15 protein-coding genes are annotated in these 17354 nt (G+C 69.3%); 6 read left to right on the top strand and 9 right to left on the bottom strand.

All coding sequences use genetic code 11. From position 1 onward, the window contains the following. Nucleotides 1-152 precede the first annotated feature (152 nt). The 7 genes from AAHM41_RS31860 to AAHM41_RS31830 form a co-directional block, all read right to left on the bottom strand. The gene (locus AAHM41_RS31860; RefSeq protein ID WP_342240660.1) at nt 153-1223 is read right to left on the bottom strand and encodes an ABC transporter substrate-binding protein; all 1071 of its coding nucleotides are present in this window, start codon (nt 1221-1223) and stop codon (nt 153-155) included. Between the two features lie 329 nt (nt 1224-1552). After that, nucleotides 1553-2359 (bottom strand): response regulator transcription factor, encoded by an 807-nt coding sequence (locus AAHM41_RS31855; RefSeq protein ID WP_342240659.1) that lies wholly within the window; start codon nt 2357-2359, stop codon nt 1553-1555. Between the two features lie 568 nt (nt 2360-2927). Next, the gene (locus AAHM41_RS31850) at nt 2928-3749 is read right to left on the bottom strand and encodes a sugar phosphate isomerase/epimerase family protein (protein WP_342240658.1); all 822 of its coding nucleotides are present in this window, start codon (nt 3747-3749) and stop codon (nt 2928-2930) included. 28 nt (nt 3750-3777) lie between these two features. After that, nucleotides 3778-4872 carry an Ldh family oxidoreductase gene (locus tag AAHM41_RS31845; protein ID WP_342240657.1) on the bottom strand — a complete coding sequence of 365 codons (1095 nt, stop codon included), beginning with the start codon at nt 4870-4872 and terminating at the stop codon, nt 3778-3780. 4 nt (nt 4873-4876) lie between these two features. Then, the gene (locus AAHM41_RS31840; RefSeq protein WP_342240656.1) at nt 4877-5773 is read right to left on the bottom strand and encodes a carbohydrate ABC transporter permease; all 897 of its coding nucleotides are present in this window, start codon (nt 5771-5773) and stop codon (nt 4877-4879) included. Further along, nucleotides 5770-6705 (bottom strand): carbohydrate ABC transporter permease, encoded by a 936-nt coding sequence (locus tag AAHM41_RS31835; RefSeq protein WP_342240655.1) that lies wholly within the window; start codon nt 6703-6705, stop codon nt 5770-5772. Before AAHM41_RS31835 ends, AAHM41_RS31840 begins: the two co-directional genes overlap by 4 nt. Further along, complete coding sequence (locus tag AAHM41_RS31830) at nt 6702-7997, bottom strand: ABC transporter substrate-binding protein (RefSeq protein WP_342240654.1); 1296 nt, start codon at nt 7995-7997, stop codon at nt 6702-6704. The genes AAHM41_RS31835 and AAHM41_RS31830 overlap by 4 nt, the downstream gene beginning before the upstream one ends. A 217-nt stretch (nt 7998-8214) precedes the next feature. Between AAHM41_RS31830 and AAHM41_RS31825 the strand changes: the two genes are divergently transcribed. The 6 genes from AAHM41_RS31825 (at nt 8215) to AAHM41_RS31800 (ending at nt 13091) form a co-directional block, all read left to right on the top strand. Then, a complete protein-coding gene (locus AAHM41_RS31825) occupies nt 8215-9282 on the top strand; it encodes a LacI family DNA-binding transcriptional regulator (protein ID WP_342240653.1) in 1068 nt (355 codons plus the stop codon). A 2-nt stretch (nt 9283-9284) separates the two neighbouring features. Further along, nucleotides 9285-10010, top strand: a complete 726-nt coding sequence (locus tag AAHM41_RS31820; protein ID WP_342240652.1) for an SDR family oxidoreductase — start codon at nt 9285-9287, stop codon at nt 10008-10010. Between the two features lie 28 nt (nt 10011-10038). Continuing rightward, nucleotides 10039-11067 (top strand): hydroxyacid dehydrogenase, encoded by a 1029-nt coding sequence (locus AAHM41_RS31815; protein WP_342240651.1) that lies wholly within the window; start codon nt 10039-10041, stop codon nt 11065-11067. Between the two features lie 23 nt (nt 11068-11090). After that, a complete protein-coding gene (locus tag AAHM41_RS31810; protein ID WP_342240650.1) occupies nt 11091-11834 on the top strand; it encodes an SDR family NAD(P)-dependent oxidoreductase in 744 nt (247 codons plus the stop codon). A gap of 119 nt (nt 11835-11953) precedes the next feature. Then, the gene (locus AAHM41_RS31805; protein WP_342240649.1) at nt 11954-12607 is read left to right on the top strand and encodes a response regulator transcription factor; all 654 of its coding nucleotides are present in this window, start codon (nt 11954-11956) and stop codon (nt 12605-12607) included. A gap of 70 nt (nt 12608-12677) precedes the next feature. Further along, nucleotides 12678-13091: a hypothetical protein gene (locus AAHM41_RS31800; RefSeq protein WP_342240648.1), complete on the top strand. Its 414-nt coding sequence runs from the start codon at nt 12678-12680 to the stop codon at nt 13089-13091. 178 nt (nt 13092-13269) lie between these two features. Here the strand turns inward: AAHM41_RS31800 and AAHM41_RS31795 are convergent, their stop codons facing one another. Then, the gene (locus tag AAHM41_RS31795) at nt 13270-15957 is read right to left on the bottom strand and encodes a hybrid sensor histidine kinase/response regulator (protein ID WP_342240647.1); all 2688 of its coding nucleotides are present in this window, start codon (nt 15955-15957) and stop codon (nt 13270-13272) included. 3 nt (nt 15958-15960) lie between these two features. Further along, complete coding sequence (gene nosP / locus AAHM41_RS31790) at nt 15961-17067, bottom strand: nitric oxide-sensing protein NosP (RefSeq protein WP_342240646.1); 1107 nt, start codon at nt 17065-17067, stop codon at nt 15961-15963. Between the last annotated feature and the right edge of the window lie 287 nt (nt 17068-17354).

Here is a 17354-nt window from a genome sequence, read left to right as displayed (position 1 = left end):
GCAAGGGGAGGGGGTAGGGGGAGAGGGCTGCTGCCGCAAGAACAGACGACGCAGGACCGATCCCGGCTTCGACACACCCCTCCCCCTGCCCCCTCCCGCAAGGGGAGGGGGAGAGTAACAGGGCAGGCCGCGCCATCAGCATTCGCGAGCGGTCACCCGGCGTAGAACGCCTTCGTCTCCTGCCACAGGTCGGAGAACGCGGTGCGCTGGTCGTCGCTCAGCGGCGACATGAACTGCAGCTGGGACAGGTACTCGGCCTTGTGGATCTGCTTGTTCAGGTCGTCGGCCGGCAGCGCTGCCATGGCCTTGGCGTTGGCCGAGGCCGGGGCGCCGATATTGGTCGCCCAATAGTCGTAGAAGCCGGGGTCGATCATATAGTTGATGAAGGCCAGGCCTGCCTCCTTGCGGGTGCTGGTGGCCGGCACCGACAGCCCGTCGATCCAGCCGATCCCGCCTTCCTTCGGCACCACGAAATCGACCGCCAGCTTGAAGTTGCGCTGCGACCGCACGGCCGCGCCCGACCAGTAGATCGAGACGTCGAACTCGCCGGCGGCGAAGGCCTTGTTCCACTGGTCCTCGCTGGACCACAGCAGCTTCACGCCGGGCTTCAGCTCCTTCAGCTTGGCGGCGACGGCGGCCATGTCCTTGGGCGCGTTGATGTCCTGCCCGGTCATCAGCGCGCCGATGCCGATCGCGGTGACGGCGTCGTCGAACAGGGCGACGCGGCCGGCATAGGCCGGGTCGGCCAGCACCGCCAGGCTGTCGGCCTTCACCTTGTCGCGGCGCAGGCCCAGCGCGTTGATGCCCCACAGCCAGGACACGCCATAGGCCTTGCCGTCCTTGTGGAAATTGGCATGGTCGCGCAGCTGCGGCGCCAGGTCGGCGGCGTTCGCCACCTTGGCCAGGTCGATCGGCTCCAGCAGGTCCTCGGCCTGGGCCTGCAGGGTGCGGGCGCTGTTGATCAGCACCACGTCGTAGGTGCCGGGGTTGGTGCGCAGCTTGGTCAGCATCTCCTCTTCGGAGTTGAAATAGTCGTGCTTGACCTCGATGCCGGTCTTTTCGGTGAAGGCCTTCAGGGCCCAGGCCTCGTCGGTGCCATAGCCCTGCCAGTTCAGGACATAGATGGTCTCGGCCGCCCGCGCCCGGCGCAGCGGCATCGCTCCGGCCAGCGCCCCGGCCCCGAGCAGGGCGCCGAACCGGCGCCGATTGAATGTGACGGACATGAAACGCTCCCCGGCGGTTATTGTTTGTACACAAACAACCTTAGCGCGGGGTCCAGAGGCTGTCAAATTACCTTCGAGGGGCGCCGGCCGGTCTCCCGGCGGTGAGAGCCGGCCGGGCATCCGGCGTCGGACCGGCCATCTACTCCGAAAGACGTACTTGGCTTATCTTCATATCATCTTATGATTACTGCGCTTCGACCGAGGAAATGAATGTGTTCGGGCCGTCACCCGGCACACGGTCTTGCGGATACAGTATTCCTGCCCGTTTTGACGGATCGGGAAGGAACGCCTGGAGCTGGAAAGGCCGCCGTCGTGGCGGCCTTTCCATGTCAGGCGGCACGGGTTTTCGCCTCATGCAGCTTGAAGGCGACCTCGGTCCGGTTCCGGGCCTGCAGCTTCTTCATGATGGTCCGGATGTGCACCTTCACGGTGCTCTCGCTCAGATGCATCTCATAGGCGATGATCTTGTTCGGCTTGCCCAGGGCGACGGCCTCGGCGACAGCGGCCTGCCGCTGCGAAAGGCCGAGGGTGTCGTGGACGGATTGCTCGTGCTCCGGCCGCTCGAATCCCGGGTGCTGCAGGGCGCTGGCGGGGACGAAGATGCCCCCGGCCAAGGCGAGGCCGAGCGCGCCGATCGCGACATTCAGGCTGACACTGGTCGGGATGTAGCCACGGGCTCCCTGCTCCAGCATCTCGGCGACAAGGCGGGAATCCTCGCTTTCGCCCATCACGACCACAGGGATGTCGGGATGCGCGGCGACCAGGGCGCGGAGATCGTCCCCAAGCGGCGAATGGTCATGGCCGGCCGTGCCGCATTCCAGCAGGATCACCGAGGTGTCGCTCCGGTCCGGGCTCAACTCCCATTCGCCGATGTCGGCGAAGGCCCGGCCTCGAAACCGGCTGTTGGCCGATGCGAGCGCCTGCAGCAAGGTCTCCCGGCCCAGGGCACGCCGGTCGATGATCGCGACCGTTCTCGGGCCCGGAACGGGATGGTCCATCGTCCGATCCCCGGCGGGACGATCGATTTGAGGCTCTGCCGCCCCGATGATGGCGGGAAGCGCGTCCGCTTGGTTGCTGATAAAATGCATAATCGCCTCTGTCCTCTTTGAGGGTAATGCTCCCCCTTCCTGCTTCATTCGATTGAAGGCTTTTTGGCTGTTTCTAATCCCGCTCACCGAGCGGGCGAGGCTGCCGCAAACGATGGCCCCGCCGGGTCGGTTTCAAATATATTTGTATCATATTTTATGCAAAATCAATAAAGCCGATCTACCCCTTATGGGCGATGGCTGTCGCGAAGGGCGTAGCCGCCCGCAGGAGCGAGGCAGGCCGGGGCCGTCGAGCCCGTCGCCTGGCGCGGATGGAAAGGGGGCTGGGGCGCAACCGCAGAGCAAGGGCGGCGTTCCGGCCTGTCGGACGGCGAGGCCGCAGGCTTTTGAAGGGCGAGCGTCAGGCTTTCATCACCAGCCGGCCGCCCGCGCCCGGCGCAGCGGCATGGCTCCGGCCAGCGCCCCGGCCCCGAGCAGGACGCCGAACCAGCACCGATCGAGTGTGAAGGACATGAAACGCTCCCCGGCGGGTTATTGGTTGTACACAAACGATGCTGGCGAGGGGTGTTGGGGTTGTCAAATTGCGTGGAGGCGCGTCGCAGGACGAACGAGCGATCTCAACTATCAGACAAACGCTCCAAGCTCGGGATCATCACCGCTACCCAGCCCGTGCCTCCCCCAGCAGCCCCTTCAAATACGCGATATCGCTCTTCAGGAACGGCAGCACCTCGTCGCCCATGCGCTGGCCCTGGCCGCTCGGGTGGCTGTATTCGGCCGGCAGGCACCAGGCGCCGTCATAGCCCACCTTGCGCAGGGCCTGCACGAAGCCGCGCCAGGAATAGGCGGCGTGCTGGTGCGTGGTCCAGTGCACCTTGTAGACCGCGTCCTCCTCCGGCGCCGTCAGCCGGCGCTGATAGGCGCTCTTGAAGTTCACCAGGCGCAGCCGGTCGGACAGGATGTCGACCGCGAGCTCCGTCGGCTCGCCCGCCACGCCGCAATGCGCCATGTCCAAGACGGCGCAGACATGCTTCGGGTCGTAGCGCTCGATCAGGTACAGCACCCCGGCGGCGCTGCCGATCTGGGCGCCGGAATGGTTCTGGATGCCGATGGCCACGCCGTGCCGCTCCAGCGCCGGCAGCAGCGCGTCGAACTGGCGCCGGTAATCGTCGACCGTGGCGCGGAAGCCGACCGCGGGGTCGATCGCGACGCAGATGCGGATCATCGGCACCCCGGCCTCGCCGCAGGCGGCCACCGTGGCCTCGTCGATCGACCCGGCGATGCTGCGGATCGAGAGGCCGCGCGCCGCCAGGGTGCGGGCGGCGGCCGGCAGCCCGGCCGCTGCCGTCTCCGGCGTCACCTGGTAGCCGGGGCGCACCGGCAGTTCCACCCCCTGGAGGCCCAGCCCGGCCACCGTGTCGGCCAGCTCCGGCAGCGGGCCCGTCCAGGGCTTGGTGAACACGGTCAGGATCGGCTCGGACACTGGTTCCTCCAGGGATGCGAAGCCGGCGTCAGGCCGCCGGCAGGTAGCGGGTGATGTCGAGGCCGGCGGCACGGGCGGTCTCGCCCAGGCTGCGCCAGACCTCCTCGCTCAGGGGCACGCCGCCGGTGATGCGCTCGGCACGGCGGCGGGCCTCGGGCTCGCCGGGCAGCAGCACCTCGCCGCCGGCTTCGGCCGGGCGGCAGGCCTTGAAATAGTCGATGTAGCGCGTGGTCTCGGCCGCCAGATCCTCGGCCGAGCCGAACTGGCCGGGCGCCATGTAGATCGACAGCATGCCGTTGCAGAAGCGGCGCGGCCCCGGCCCGGCGCAGCCCGACCCGGTCAGGGCGCCGGCCACCAGCTCGCAGATCAGGGCCAGGCCCGACCCCTTGTGCTCGCCGAAGGCGCGGATGGCGCCGAGGCCGTTCTGGGCGTTGCGCGCGGTGCCTGGAACGGGCGAGCCGTAAAGCGTGTCGGGGTTCCGGCTCAGCGTGCCGTCGGGCTCGATCAGCGCGCCCTCGGGCAGGGGCTTGCCGCCATTGGCCGCCACCAGCACCTTGCCCTCGGCCACCAGCGAGGTGGCGAAGTCCAGGATCACCGGCGCCCGGCCGGGCACCAGGAAGCCGGCGGCGAAGGGGGCGGTGGAGAAGCGCCGCTCGACCCCGCCGAAAGGCGCCACCAGCTCGCTGCCGGCGACATTGACGAAGTGCAGCGAGCACAGGCCGGCCTGCGCCGCCATCTCCGCCCATTCGCCGATGCGGCCGAGATGGCCGGCATGGCGCAGCCCGACCACCGCGACGCCGCCCGCGAGCGCCTTGTCGATGCCCAGTTGCACCGCCTGCGGCCCGACCGTCTGGCCGAAGCCGTAGCCGCCATCGACCAGGGCGAAGGCGGGGGTGTCGGTGACGATCTCGGCGGTGACGTCGCGCCGCACCTCGTCCGCGGCCAGCATGGCGACGTAGCGCGGCACGCGGATGACGCCGTGGCTGTCATGCCCGGTCAGGTTGGCGGCGACGAGGTATCGGGCGATGCGCCCGCTCTCGGCGGCGCTGCAGCCCTGGGCGGCGAAGATGTCCCCGACCAGCTGGGTCAGGGTGTCGTGGCGGATCAGCATCGTGGGTCCCATGGGTTCATTTCAGGCCGGTCGTCGCGATCCCCTCGATCAGCCGGCGCTGAAAGACGAAGAACAGGACGAACAGGGGGACCAGCGACAGCAGCGACATCGCCAGCATCGGGCCCCAGGCCGAGACGCCGGTTGAGGCCATGAACAGCCGCAGCCCCTGCGGCACCGTATAGGAGGCCATGTCGGTCAGGTAGACCAGCGGCGTCAGGAAATCCTCATAGGTCCAGATGAAGGAGAACACGGCCGTGGTGACCAGGGCGGGGGTCAGGAGGGGGAGGATGATCGAGCGGTAGATCCGGAACGGCCCGGCGCCGTCCATCATCGCCGCCTCGTCCAGCTCGCGCGGGATGCCGCGGATGAACTGCACCATCAGGAAGACGAAGAAGGCGTCGGCCGCCAGGAACTTCGGCACCACCAGCGGCAGGATCGTGTTCACCCAGCCCAGGTTGTGGAACAGGATGTATTGCGGGATCAGCGTCGCGTGCAGCGGCAGCATGATGGTGGCCAGCATCAGCGCGAACAGGGTGCGCTTGAACCGGAAGTTCAGCCGGGCGAAGGCATAGGCCACCAGGCTGCAGGCCATGACGTTGCCGATCACCGCCAGGGCCGAGATCAGGAAGGAGTTGCCGAAAAACACGCTGAAGGGCAGGGCGGCGCCGCGCCAGCCATCGGCATAGTTCTGCAGCCGCAGCTTCGCCGGCCACAGCCCGGGGTCGGAGAAGATCAGGGTCGACGGCTTGACCGAGCTGCTGGCCAGCCACAGCAGCGGGTAGATCATCACCACCGCGCCGGCGATCAGCGCCAGGTGGACCAGGATCCGCTTCGGCCGCACATCGGCCATCCAGAACGGTAGGGGCTGGCTGCCGGCGCGCATCCTCCCGGTGTCCTGCGCCGGGGCCGTCATCGCTCGTCCCCGTAATGCACCCAGAAGCGGGCGGACAGGAAGGCGACCGCGGTGGCCGTGGCGATGATGCCGACCAGGATCCAGGCCATGGCCGAGGCGTAGCCCATCTGGAAGTTGGTAAAGCCCTGCTCGTAGAGATACAGGGTGTAGAACAGCGTCGAATCCGCCGGTCCGCCGGTGCCGTTGCTGATGATGAAGGACGGCGTGAAGGCCTGGAACGCGCCAATCATCTGCATCACGAAGTTGAAGAAGATGATCGGGGTCAGGAGCGGCAGGGTGATGCGCAGGAACTTGGTGACCGGCCCGGCGCCGTCGACCGCGGCGGCGTCGTACAAATCCTGCGGGATCTGCTTCAGCCCGGCCAGGAAGATGATCATCGGCGACCCGAACTGCCACACCGCCAGGCTGACCAGGGTGTACAGCGCGGTATCCGGGTTCGAGATCCAGCTCGGCCCGTCGATGCCGAACCACAGCAGCACGTGGTTGATCAGCCCGTCATAGCTGAAGATCTGCCGCCACATGATGGCGACGGCGACGCTGCCGCCCAGCAGCGACGGCAGGTAGTACAGGCCGCGATAGACGCCGAGGAACGCGATTCCGCGGTTCAGCATCACCGCCACGGCCAGGGCGAAGGCCAGCTTCAGCGGCACCGACAGGAACACGTAGCTGAAGGTGACCTTGACCGCCTGGAGGTAGCGCGGGTCCTCGAACAGCAGCCGCTCGTAATTGTGCAGCCCGGCCCAGACCGGCGGGTTGAACAGGTCGTAGCTGGTGAAGGACAGGTACAGCGACGCCAGGATCGGCCCCAGCGTCAGGCACAGGGCGCCGACGATCCACGGCGCCAGGAACAGGAAGGCGGCGCCGTTCTGCTCCGCCGTGCTGCCGACACCCCGTGGGGTGGCGCCCCGCGGGCCGGGGCCCCGCCGCCTCACAGCCGCGCCTTGGCTTCGCCGATGAACTGGTCGGCGGCCTCCTGCGGCTTCATCTTGCCGAACGCCACCGCCTCATTGGCCCGGCGCAGCATGCCGGACATCCCGGTGATGCCCGGATAGCGCGGCGGCGCCGGGTTCTGCTGCAGCAGGTCGATATAGGCGATGATCTTGCGATCGGCATCGGTGCCCTCATTGGCCAGGGCGGCCCGGCCGGCCTTGGACGCCGGCACCATGCCGCTGCCACGGTAGTACAGCTCGATCCCCGCCGGCTCGAAATGCATGAACCGGATGATGTCGATGATCCGGTCCTTGTGCGGCGACTTGGTCCACAGCCCGGTGGAGTTGCCGGCATAGGTGTAGTGGTGCTGGGCCAGCGTGCCACCCTTGAAGCCGTTCGGCATCATGTGCAGCACCAGGTCGTCCTCGGTCAGCGCCTGCAGCCCGACGAAGCTGTCGGTCAGCGACGCGAACATCGCCGCGCGGCCGCTGATCAGCCCGGTCAGGGCCGGGTCGTCGCTATTGGCCAGGGCCTGCACCTCGCCGGGCGGGATGCCGCCGGCGTCGCGCAGCCGGGCCCAATAGGCGAACCATTCGGCCATGTCCTCGCGGGTGAAGTTGAATTGCCGCTCCGGCGTGAACATCGACTTGCCCATGCCGCGCAGGAAGACGTCGCAGGGGATGTAGTTCGACCCCGCATCCTCCAGCCCCCAGAAGCGCTTGCCCTTGGCCTTGGTGATCGCGACCGCGGTCTCGGCCAGCTGCTCCCAGGTCCACATCTGGTCGGGCAGGGGCACGCCCGTCTCCTCGAACACCGCCGTCTTCACGGTGATCGCCGGGGCGATGCAGTCGTTCGGGATGGCGTAGAGCTGGCCGTTCAGCGTGCCGGCCTTGATCGCCCCGTCGACATAGTCGGACAGGTCGAGCGGCTTCGGGATGTAGCCGTTCAGCGGCGCCAGCACGCCGCGTCGGGCGTATTCGCCCAAGAGGTCGACATTGACGCTGAACATGTCGGGCGCATTGCCGCCCGCGGCCTCGGTCGCCAGCTTGTCGGTGAAGGCGCTGAAGCTGGTGAATTCCGGGACGATCTCGACTCCCGGATTGCGGTCGGTATAGGCCTTCAGCGTCGCCAGAGTCTGCTTCAGCTGCTCCTGCGATTCGACATAGCCGCCGAAGCGGATGCGGGCCGAATCCTGGGCAAAGGCGCGGGGCGCCATGCCGGCCAAAGCCAGCCCGCCCATCAGCCCGGCCCCGTGCCGCAGCGCGTCGCGTCGATTGAGTCTCCTGGACATCATGTCGGGTCCTCCCCCATGGGCGGTGGTGCGCTTGCCGCGCCCTTCACCATGACCGGCTCGTTGGTGCTCGGTTGGTGCAACGTAACACCAACATCGCCGAACGAGTCAACACAGAGGATTTTCACAGTACCTGCCTGCTTTCTTGATCGGCCATTTGACAGCGACGCCGGGCCGGCGCTATTCGTGATAAAACGTTGTACTGAAGATCTGAGGGATCGTGGCGAGCATTCTCGACGTGGCGCGGGCGGCAGGCGTTTCGGCCAGCACGGTGTCGAACGTGCTGAACGGCCGGCACGGGCGCATGCAGGCCGAGACCAAGGCGCGGGTGCTGCGGGCGATCGAGGATCTCGGCTACACCCCGAACGCGCTGGCCCAGCAGTTCAAATCCGGCCGCAACCGCACCATCGGGCTGATCGTGCCCTCGGTCGCCAACCCGTTCTGGGGGGCGCTGGCGCACAAGGTCGAGCGCGCGGCGACCGCGCTGGGCTACAAGGTGCTGTTCTGCAATGCCGAGCGCGACCCGCAGCTCGAGGCCCGCTATGCCGAGACGCTGCTGTCCTCCGGCGTGCGCGGGGTGATCTTCAGCTCCTCGCCGCTGTCCTTCGACCACATCGCCCATCTGACCAAGCGCGGCCTGGTGGTCGCCGCCTTCGACCGCAAGGGGCAGGGGGCGGAGGAGGTGGTGGCCTGCAGCGTCAGCGTCGACAACGAGCTCGGTGCCCGGCTGGCCGGCCAGCACCTGGTCGGCCTCGGTCACCGCCGCATCGGCTTCCTGTCCGGCCCGATCAGGACCTCCAGCCGCGTCGGCCGGCTCGACGGGCTGCGGGCGGCGATGGCCAAGGCCGGGCTGACGCTCGACCCGGACCTGGTCTGGCAGGGCGCCGGCATCGGCGGCTATGGCGACACCGAGGGGCCGGAGCTCGGCCGCATCGGCATCCGCGAGCTGCTCAGCCGCGACGCCCCGCCGACCGCCGTGGTCGCGGTGAACGACATGTACGCGATGGGCGCCTACGCCGGCGCCCGCGACCTCGGCGCCGCGATCCCCGGCGACATCTCGATCGTCGGCTTCGACGACATCGATCTCGCCGCCGTGGTGCATCCGGCGCTGACCACGGTGCGCCAGCCCCTGGCGCCGATGGCGGAGGCCGCGGTCGGGGCACTGATCCGGGTGCTCGAGGGCACCGATGAGGGGCAGGAGGCGCATGTCAGCGCGATGCCCCAGCTGATCGTGCGGGCCTCGACGGCACCGCCGTCGCACGGCTCGCAGCCGAAACAAGGAGTGTGACGATGGCGGGTGTGCTTTCCGGCCGGACGATCCTGGTCGCCGGCGCCGGCAGCGGCATGGGCCGGGCGACGGCGGTGGCCGCCGCGGGGCAGGGGGGCTCGCTGCTGCTGCTCGGCCGCGACCGACCGCGGCTGGATGCGGTGGCGGCGGAGATCCGGGGCATCGCCCCGGACCGGCCGGCCGTGGTGATCGCGGCCGACGCCGCCGATGCGGCGGCGCTGGATGCGGCGCTGGCGCCGCATGCCGGGGCGATCGACATCGCGGTCAACTCGGTCGGCACCAACATCGCCCGCCGGGCCTTCGCCGAGCTGACGCCGGACAGCTGGGCCGGCATGGTCGATGCCAACCTCAACGCTGCCTTCAACCTGACCCGCGCCGTGGTGCCGGGCATGCGCGGTCGCGGTCAGGGGCTGATCATCCACATCGCCTCGGTCGCGGCGCGCAAGCCCGACCGCTCCGGCGCCGCCTACCAGGCGACCAAGGCCGGGGTGATGGCCCTGTCCCATGCGGTGATGGAGGAGGAGCGCGAGAACGGCCTGCGCCTGACCGTGATCCTGCCCGGCATGACTGACACGCCGCTGCTCGACAAACGCCCGGCGCCGGTGCCGGCGGAGGTGCGCCAGAGGGCGCTGCAGCCGGAGGACGTCGCCGCCGCCTGCCTGTTCGTGATGGCGCTGCCGCCGCGCGCCCATGTCGCCGAGATCATGCTGCAGCCGAGCCGGAGCTGACCGGCACAGGAATCAAGAGGGAGCGGAGATGTCGACAGGATCGCAGTCGGGGGCGCGGCCGGTGGTGGCCCTGCTGCTGACGCCGGAGATGCGGGCGCAGATGATCCCGCCCGCGGCGGAGGAGGCGCTGGCCGCCGCCGCAACGGTGCGGGCGCCGGGGCCGGGCGAGCTGACCGCGGAGAACCTCCCCCGGCTGCTCGACGGCGCCGTCGCGGCGCTGACCGGCTGGGGCACGCCGCCGATCAGCGACGAGGTACTGGCGGCCCGGCCTGGGCTGGCGCTGGTCGCCCATTCCGCCGGCAGCGTCCGCCGCCTGGTGCCCGCCGCGGCGATCGAGAGCGGCCGCCTCCAGGTCTCCCACGCCGCGGTCAACATCGCGGAATCGGTGGCCGAGTTCGTGATCGCCCAGACCCTGTCGATCCTGCGCGAGCCGCACAAGCACGACGCCGGGATGAAGGCCGGGGAGGGCTGGCTCGACCTGCGTCAGCGTCATCTCGGCCGGCTGCTCGGGGCGCAGACGGTCGGCATCGTCGGCGCCGGCTATGTCGGCCGGCTGGTGATCGGGCTGTTCCGGGCCTTCGGCTGCCGCCTGCTGGTCTCCGACCCGTATCTGACGGCGGAGACCGCGGCCGGGCTCGGGGTCGAGCGCGCCAGCCTGGACGAGGTGCTGGCCGGCTGCGACATCGTCTCGCTGCACGCCCCGGCGCTGGCCGAGACGCGGCACATGATCGGCGCGGCGCAGCTGGCGCGGCTGCGCGACGGCTGCCTGTTCATCAACACCGCCCGCCCGGCGCTGGTCGACGAGGCGGCGCTGCTCGCCGCGCTGCGCACCGGCCGCTTCACCGCCGCGCTCGACGTCTTCGACCAGGAGCCGCTGCCGGCCGACAGCCCGTTCCGCACCCTGCCGAACGCCGTGCTGTCACCACACGCCGCCGGCCACAGCGCGGATTCGCACAAGCGCCAGGGGGCGACCACGGTCGACGAGATCTGCCGCTTCCTGGCCGGCGAGAAGCTGCGCCACCGGGTGACCCCGGCGATGCTCGCCACGATGGCGTAACCGACAGCCAGAAGGATCCAGCCATGAGCTTCCAGGACAAGGTCGTGCTCGTCACCGGCGGTGCCTCGGGCATCGGCGCCGCCGCCACCCGCGCCTTCGCCAAGGCCGACGCCAAGGTCGCCTTCACCTACGCCACCAGCCGGGACGAGGCGGCGGCGCTGTCGGCGGAGTTGGGCGCGAAGACCCTGGCGTTGCCGGCCGACCTGACCCGGCCGGAGGTGGTGATGGAGGTCTTCGCCCGCACCGAGCGCGAGCTCGGCCCCCTCGACGTGCTGTTCGCCAATGCCGGCGGCCTGCTGCAGCGCAGCCGTTGCGTCGACACCACCCTCGACCTGTGGCAGCAGGCGATCGCGGTCAACCTGACCAGCACCTTCCTGTGCTGCCAGGCGGCTTTGCGCTCGATGGAGCCGCGCCGCACCGGCGCCATCGTCACCATGGCCTCGCTGGCCGCCTTCGACGGCGGCGGCCCGGGCGCCTCGCATTACGCCGCCACCAAGGGCGCCGTCGCCACCTTCACCCGCAGCCTGGCCAAGGAGGTCGGGCCGCTCGGCATCCGGGTGAACGGCGTCGCCCCGGGCCTGATCGGCACCCGCTTCCACGACGTCTTCAACACGCCGCAGGGCCGCGCCGCTGCCGTCGAACGCACGCCGCTGCGCCGCGAGGGCACGCCCGAGGACGTGGCCGAGGCGGTGCTGTACCTGGCCTCCGACCGCGCCTCCTTCCTGGCCGGCGAGATCCTGCAGATCAACGGCGGGGTGGGCTTCTGACGGTCCCGGCGGGGTTCGTCCCGCCTACGACCAAGGGCCAAGGCCACGCCTTATCGCTTGACCCGCCGAGTCCCGCGGCGTTCAATTCCACACTTGCCGCCGAGACAAGGATGACGGCGATGCGCACGGTCCTGGTCGCTGACGATCACCCGATGTTCCGCGAGGCCCTCGTCGGCACGCTGAAGTCGCTCGACGACCAGGTCGACGTGCTCGAGAGCGGCACCTTCGGCGAGGCGGTGGAGCGCATCGCCTCGGTCATGGACATCGACCTGATCCTGCTCGACCTGCGCATGCCGGGGATGAACGGGGTCAAGGGCGTGCGCTCGCTGCGCACCCGGCGGCCGGACGTGCCGGTGGCGGTGATCTCGGCCCTGGCCGACAGCTTCGTGATGCGCGAATGCTTCGACGCCGGCGCCGTCGGCTACATCCCGAAGTCGCTGTCGCGCGACGCCATCGTCTCCGCCATCTCCACCATCCTCGACGGCGGCAGCTACACCCCGTCCGAGGGGCTCGACGTGATCGGGCCGGGCGAGCTGGAGGAGGACGAGCCGCTGGACGAGGCGGTGCGCTGCCGGTTCGAACTCCTGACCAACCAGCAGCGCAAGGTGCTGGAGCTGATGGCCGAGGGCCTGCTGAACAAGCAGATCGCCTACGCCATCGACGTCCAGATCACCACGGTCAAAGCGCATGTCTCCAGCCTGCTGCAGAAGCTCGGCGTCTCCAGCCGCACCCAGGCGGTGATCCTGTTCCAGAAGTACCGCCGCGCGCTGTGAGGCTGGCGGCCTGGCCCGGGACATCGTTCACTGACATCATCGATGCTTTGCGGACCGGCAGAGAGCCGCCATGAGCTATCCAGGACGCAGGCTTCCGTTCGTCGTTCAGCATGGGCGACGCGGCGAGGCTCCGCCGCCTTATATCTCCAGCCTCTCGGAAAATCGGCTCATCCTCGGCGGCGCCAGCCCGCACACCGGGCTGCCGTCGGAGATCCCCTTCTTCGGCGAGGGGCCGATATGGGAGAACGAAGACTTGTTCCGGAAGCTGGCGGCGCTGAACGCGGAAGGCCTGCCGTTCCAATATCGACCGAAGGACATGGATGCGCCGGTCGCCCTGTTGGGGTGGTGGCAGGAAATCGGCAGGCTCACCGTCAGCTTCAGGGAAATCTCCTGGCAGGATCCGGAACGCTGGTTGATCACGACGATCGAGCCGCCCGTGCCTGGCGTGCTCGGCTGGACGGGTCCGAAGTCGTTCGGGTGTTGAGCCGAGCCTGCCTCAGGATCTGATCGACCACCGTTGCCACCACCGAGATGTCGGCCCGACGCGGAATGCGCTGGTGCGAGTCGAATGGCGGTGGTTTCGAGAACCGGAGCGCAGCGGACATAGGTCCGTGAGCACCGGAAGCGGAGAAACCGCCGTCAGGCGGCCGCACCAGTAGCATTCAGCGCCGGGCCGACGCGATCAGCGCCCGCAGCCGGGCAGGCTTGATCGGCTTGGTCAGCAGGCTGACGCCGGACAGCGCCTGCACCATCGACTGCACCTCCGGGCTGCGGTCGGCGGTGATCACCGCGGCCGGGATCTCCTCGTTCAGGGCGTGGCGCAGGGCGACGATCAGCTCGGTGCCGCGCTGCCCGGCGTCGAGGTGGTAGTCGGCCAGGACGATGTCCGGCCGGAAGCCCTCCGCCCCGATCCGCGTCTCCGCCCCGGCCCGACCGGCCGCGGCGGCGACACGGCAGCCCCAGCTGCGCAGCAGCCGGGTCATGCCGTCCAGGATGGCGGGATCGTTGTCGATCACCAGCACCCGCACCCGGTCGACCGCGCCCGGCACCACCGCGACCGGGACCGGCTGCGGACCCGTGCAAACCTGCGCCGGGTCGGTCAGCGGCAGCACCACCGAGAAGGCCGAGCCGCGGTCCACGGTCGAGCGCACCTTGATCTCGGTGCCCAGCAACCGGCTGATGCGCCGCACGATCGACAGGCCCAGGCCGTAGCCCTTCTGGCCGGGCTCGGCCTTGCCCTCCGGCCCGTCCAGCCGGCGAAACTCCTCGAAGATCTCGTCCAGCCGCTCCTGCGGAATGCCGATGCCGGTGTCGATCACCTGCAGCTCGACCTTGCCGCCGCGGCGCCGGGCGCCGAACAGGATCCGCCCGGCGGGGGTGTAGCGCACGGCATTGGTCAGGAAGTTCTGCAGCAGGCGGCGCAGCAGCTGCGGGTCGGAGCTGACGGTCAGCGAGCAGGGCAGCAAAGTGAAATCCAGGCCCTTGCGCTGCGCCAGCGGCGCGACCTCGTCGTGCAGCGCCTCCATCAGCGGCGGCAGCGGCACGCTCTGCAGGTTGGCGCCGACCCGGCCGGCATCGAGCTTGGAGATGTCGAGCAGGATGTTCAGCAGCTCCTCCACATTCTCCAGCGCATGGTCGATCTTGCCCAGCAGGGCCTCGCCCTCGGCCGGCAGCGTCGTGTCCTCCAGCGTCGCCACGAACAGCCGGGCGGCGTTCAGCGGCTGCAGCAGGTCGTGGCTGGCATCGGCCAGGAACTTGGTCTTGCTGACATTGGCCCGCTCCGCCTCGGTCTTGGCGACGCGCAGCTCGCGGGCGATGCGGCGGCGCTTCTCCACCTCCGCCGACAGCGCCTCGTTCAGACGGGACAGGGTGGCGGTGCGCTCATGCACCCGCCGCTCCAGCTCCTCGTTGGCTGCCTCCAGGATGCGCTCCGCCCGCCGGCGCTCGGTGATGTCCTGGATCAGGGTGAAGAAGCCGACCACTTCGTCGCGATGGCTGCGGTGCGGCACATAGGTGGCGAAGCCGAAGCGCGGCTCGGTGTCCGATCCCGGCAGCGGCAGGTCGAAGGTCACGGTTGCGCCGGCCAGGGCGCGCTCGATGAAGGGCTGGCGCGGGGCGTATTCGGCCTCGCCCAGCACGGCGCGCAGCGTCTGGCCCAGGATCGGGGTGCCGTTCGGCGCATAGGCGGCGCGGTAGGCGCGGTTGACGAAGCGGTAGCGCTGGTCGCGGTCGACATAGGAGATCATGGTCGGCACCGCATTGGCGAACAGCCGGATCCGCTGCTCGCTGTCCAAGAGGGCCTCCTCCGCCATCTTGCGTTCGGTGATCTCGACATAGGAGGTGACGAAGCCGCCATCCGGCATCGGGTCGCCCTTGACCTCGAACCAGCGGCCGTTCAGCGCCACCTCGGCCGGCGGGCCCGAACCTCGGGTTACGCCGCGGGCCGAGCCCGGGCCGCTCGGCGAGGCCGTGCCCAGCGCCGGGGCGCCGCGGGCGTCGTTGAACTCCTGGAACCGGCGGTAGGAGGCGCCGGCGCGGCGCAGCTCGGCCGGCAGTTCCAAGAGCTCGCCATAGCGTCGGTTGGCGGTGACCAGGTGCTGGTCGCGGTCGAACACGGCGACGCCGATCGACATGCTCTCCAGCGTCGCCTGCAGATGGGCCGACCGCTCGGCCAGCGCCTTCTCGCGCTCCTGCCGCTCGGCGTCCTTGACGTCGGTGATGTCGGTGTAGATCGAGGCGATGCCGCCCTCGGTCGACCGCCGGTCGTTGACCTGGACCCAGCGCCCGTCGGCCAGGGCGTAGACCCAGCGCTGGGCGCCCCCGTCGCGGGTCGTGGCGCGCTGCAGCCGGCGCTCGGCCATCCAGGCCTCTGGCGTCAGCCCGTCCGACTGGATGATGCCGGCGTCGAGGCCGAGGCGGACCAGCGCGCCCAGCGACAGTCCGGGCCGGATGCTGTCGGTCAGCCGCGGCCAGAAATCCAGGAAGCGGCGGTTGAACAGCACCAGCCGGTCGTCCGGGTCGAAGATGGCGAAGCCTTCGGAGATGCTGTCGATCGCGTCCTGCAGCCGGTTCTGCGCCGTGCGGCTGGCGACGATCGCCTCGCTCAGCTCCAGGTTCGACTGCTCGACCGCCTTCAGCGCGTGCTCCAGCTCGCGCGTCCGGTCGCGCACCTTCTGGTCCAAGAGGATCGCGGTCTGGAACAGCTGGTAGGCGTTGCCCTGCATGTCGAGGCTGTGCTCGACCCGCTGCATCAGGGCGCGGTTGATCTCCGACAGCTTGGCGATGTTGCGCCGCAGCTCGGCCTCCTGGCCGCCCTCCGTCCGATCCTGCTGCGCCGCCTCCCGCCTCATGGCTCAGCCCGGCCCGAAGGCGATCCCGGTGAAGGTCTGGCTGACATGCATCATGCCGAACTGCTCGCCATAGGTGTTGAAGCCGACGACGTTGTTCTGGGCCATGATCTTCGAGACCTCGGTCAGCATCTGGCGCTGTTCCATCTCGACATAGCGCAGCACGCAGTCGAAGCCGATCACGGCGTCGATGCTGCCCAATTCCGCGCGCAACTCGTCGAACAGCGACGCCAGATTCGCGACCAGATCGCCGCTCTTTGCGACGCTCAGGATGATTCCCTCGTCGATGGCGCAGAAGAAGTGCAGGCAGCCATCGGCGTCGACCCGCTGGATGGCGCGGACATAGTGGCGGCCGCCGGCCTTGACCACCAGCGGGTGCGAGGCGAAGACCAGCGGCGTCAGCTCCGCCGGCTCCAGCCCGATCAGCCGGGCGTATTCCTCGGCCGCCGGCTCGGCGTTGATCTCCATCACCATGCGCCGCGCCGGGTCGGCCCGGGTCACCACCATCTTCTGGTCCAGCGCCTGGAAATGCTGCCGCTCGAACACCCGGAAGGCCAGGTCGGTCGACACCAGCACCAGCAGCGAGGCGCTGGACATCACCAGTCCGTCGAGGAAGATCGCGGTCTCGCGGAAGGCCAGGTTGTCGCCGGCCGAGCCGCCGACCAGCGGGATCTCGCCGAGGGCGTCGCCCAGCGCGCTGACGATGATCTCCTCATGCATCGACAGCCCGTCATTGATCAGCAGGGCGAAGGTGCGCGACGGGTCGAAGCGGTGCTGGTGGCGGGCCTGGTGCTCGGCCAGCAGCTCCTTGGCCAGGAGCGCGCCGTCGGCGATCTCGAAGCTCGACATCGGCTCGATCAGCCGGACCGAGGTGGCGAAATGGTCGGTCGACAGGCTCAGGCCGGTGATCGTGCCCTGGCGGTAGCCGGCCGGGGTGATCTCGCCGGCCGTGGTGCAGCCCAGCACCCGCACCTCCGGCGCGCGCCGGCTGATCTCGGCCAGCACTGCGGGCTGGTCGTAGGTGGGCGAACAGAACAGCATGATCATCTCCATGCTGTCCTGGGCGATCGCCGCCAACAGTTCCTCGACCGCGTCCGCCGTAGACGCCTTCATGCTCATTCCCCGACGGATGCCGCTTGGGCTGACGACGGCCGTCTTCTCCTTGGCTTGGCTGGCTTGGGACATCGCTTCCTCCCGAGAAGCTTATCGGGCCCCTCTGGCCGGGACCACTGATCCAAGGTCCAATTATTGGGCCGCTTCGCGCTTGTGCCAAAGTCCTATTCCGGCCGGTGTTTCTTTGCCGGTACGGTTTTCCCGAGGTTCAGGCGCCGGTTTGAACGGCCGTGGCGCGACCCGGGCACGCGCCCGCACCGGACGGCGCGACAGACATGGAGGAAGCC

The organism is Inquilinus sp. OTU3971, assembly GCF_038440215.1.
Note: the sequence above shows the minus strand (reverse complement) of the source record. Positions and strands in the feature narration are given on the sequence as shown.

What these genes read in the sequence shown, in the direction of transcription:
- AAHM41_RS31855 (WP_342240659.1), bottom strand. Translation starts at nt 2,359, where the DNA reads ATGAAGCAGGAAGGGGGAGCATTACCCTCAAAGAGGACAGAGGCGATT.
- AAHM41_RS31860 (WP_342240660.1), bottom strand. Translation starts at nt 1,223, where the DNA reads ATGTCCGTCACATTCAATCGGCGCCGGTTCGGCGCCCTGCTCGGGGCC.
- AAHM41_RS31815 (WP_342240651.1), top strand. Translation starts at nt 10,039, where the DNA reads ATGTCGACAGGATCGCAGTCGGGGGCGCGGCCGGTGGTGGCCCTGCTG.
- AAHM41_RS31830 (WP_342240654.1), bottom strand. Translation starts at nt 7,997, where the DNA reads ATGATGTCCAGGAGACTCAATCGACGCGACGCGCTGCGGCACGGGGCC.
- nosP (WP_342240646.1), bottom strand. Translation starts at nt 17,067, where the DNA reads ATGAAGGCGTCTACGGCGGACGCGGTCGAGGAACTGTTGGCGGCGATC.
- AAHM41_RS31845 (WP_342240657.1), bottom strand. Translation starts at nt 4,872, where the DNA reads ATGGGACCCACGATGCTGATCCGCCACGACACCCTGACCCAGCTGGTC.
- AAHM41_RS31820 (WP_342240652.1), top strand. Translation starts at nt 9,285, where the DNA reads ATGGCGGGTGTGCTTTCCGGCCGGACGATCCTGGTCGCCGGCGCCGGC.
- AAHM41_RS31840 (WP_342240656.1), bottom strand. Translation starts at nt 5,773, where the DNA reads ATGACGGCCCCGGCGCAGGACACCGGGAGGATGCGCGCCGGCAGCCAG.
- AAHM41_RS31805 (WP_342240649.1), top strand. Translation starts at nt 11,954, where the DNA reads ATGCGCACGGTCCTGGTCGCTGACGATCACCCGATGTTCCGCGAGGCC.
- AAHM41_RS31800 (WP_342240648.1), top strand. Translation starts at nt 12,678, where the DNA reads ATGAGCTATCCAGGACGCAGGCTTCCGTTCGTCGTTCAGCATGGGCGA.
- AAHM41_RS31810 (WP_342240650.1), top strand. Translation starts at nt 11,091, where the DNA reads ATGAGCTTCCAGGACAAGGTCGTGCTCGTCACCGGCGGTGCCTCGGGC.
- AAHM41_RS31795 (WP_342240647.1), bottom strand. Translation starts at nt 15,957, where the DNA reads ATGAGGCGGGAGGCGGCGCAGCAGGATCGGACGGAGGGCGGCCAGGAG.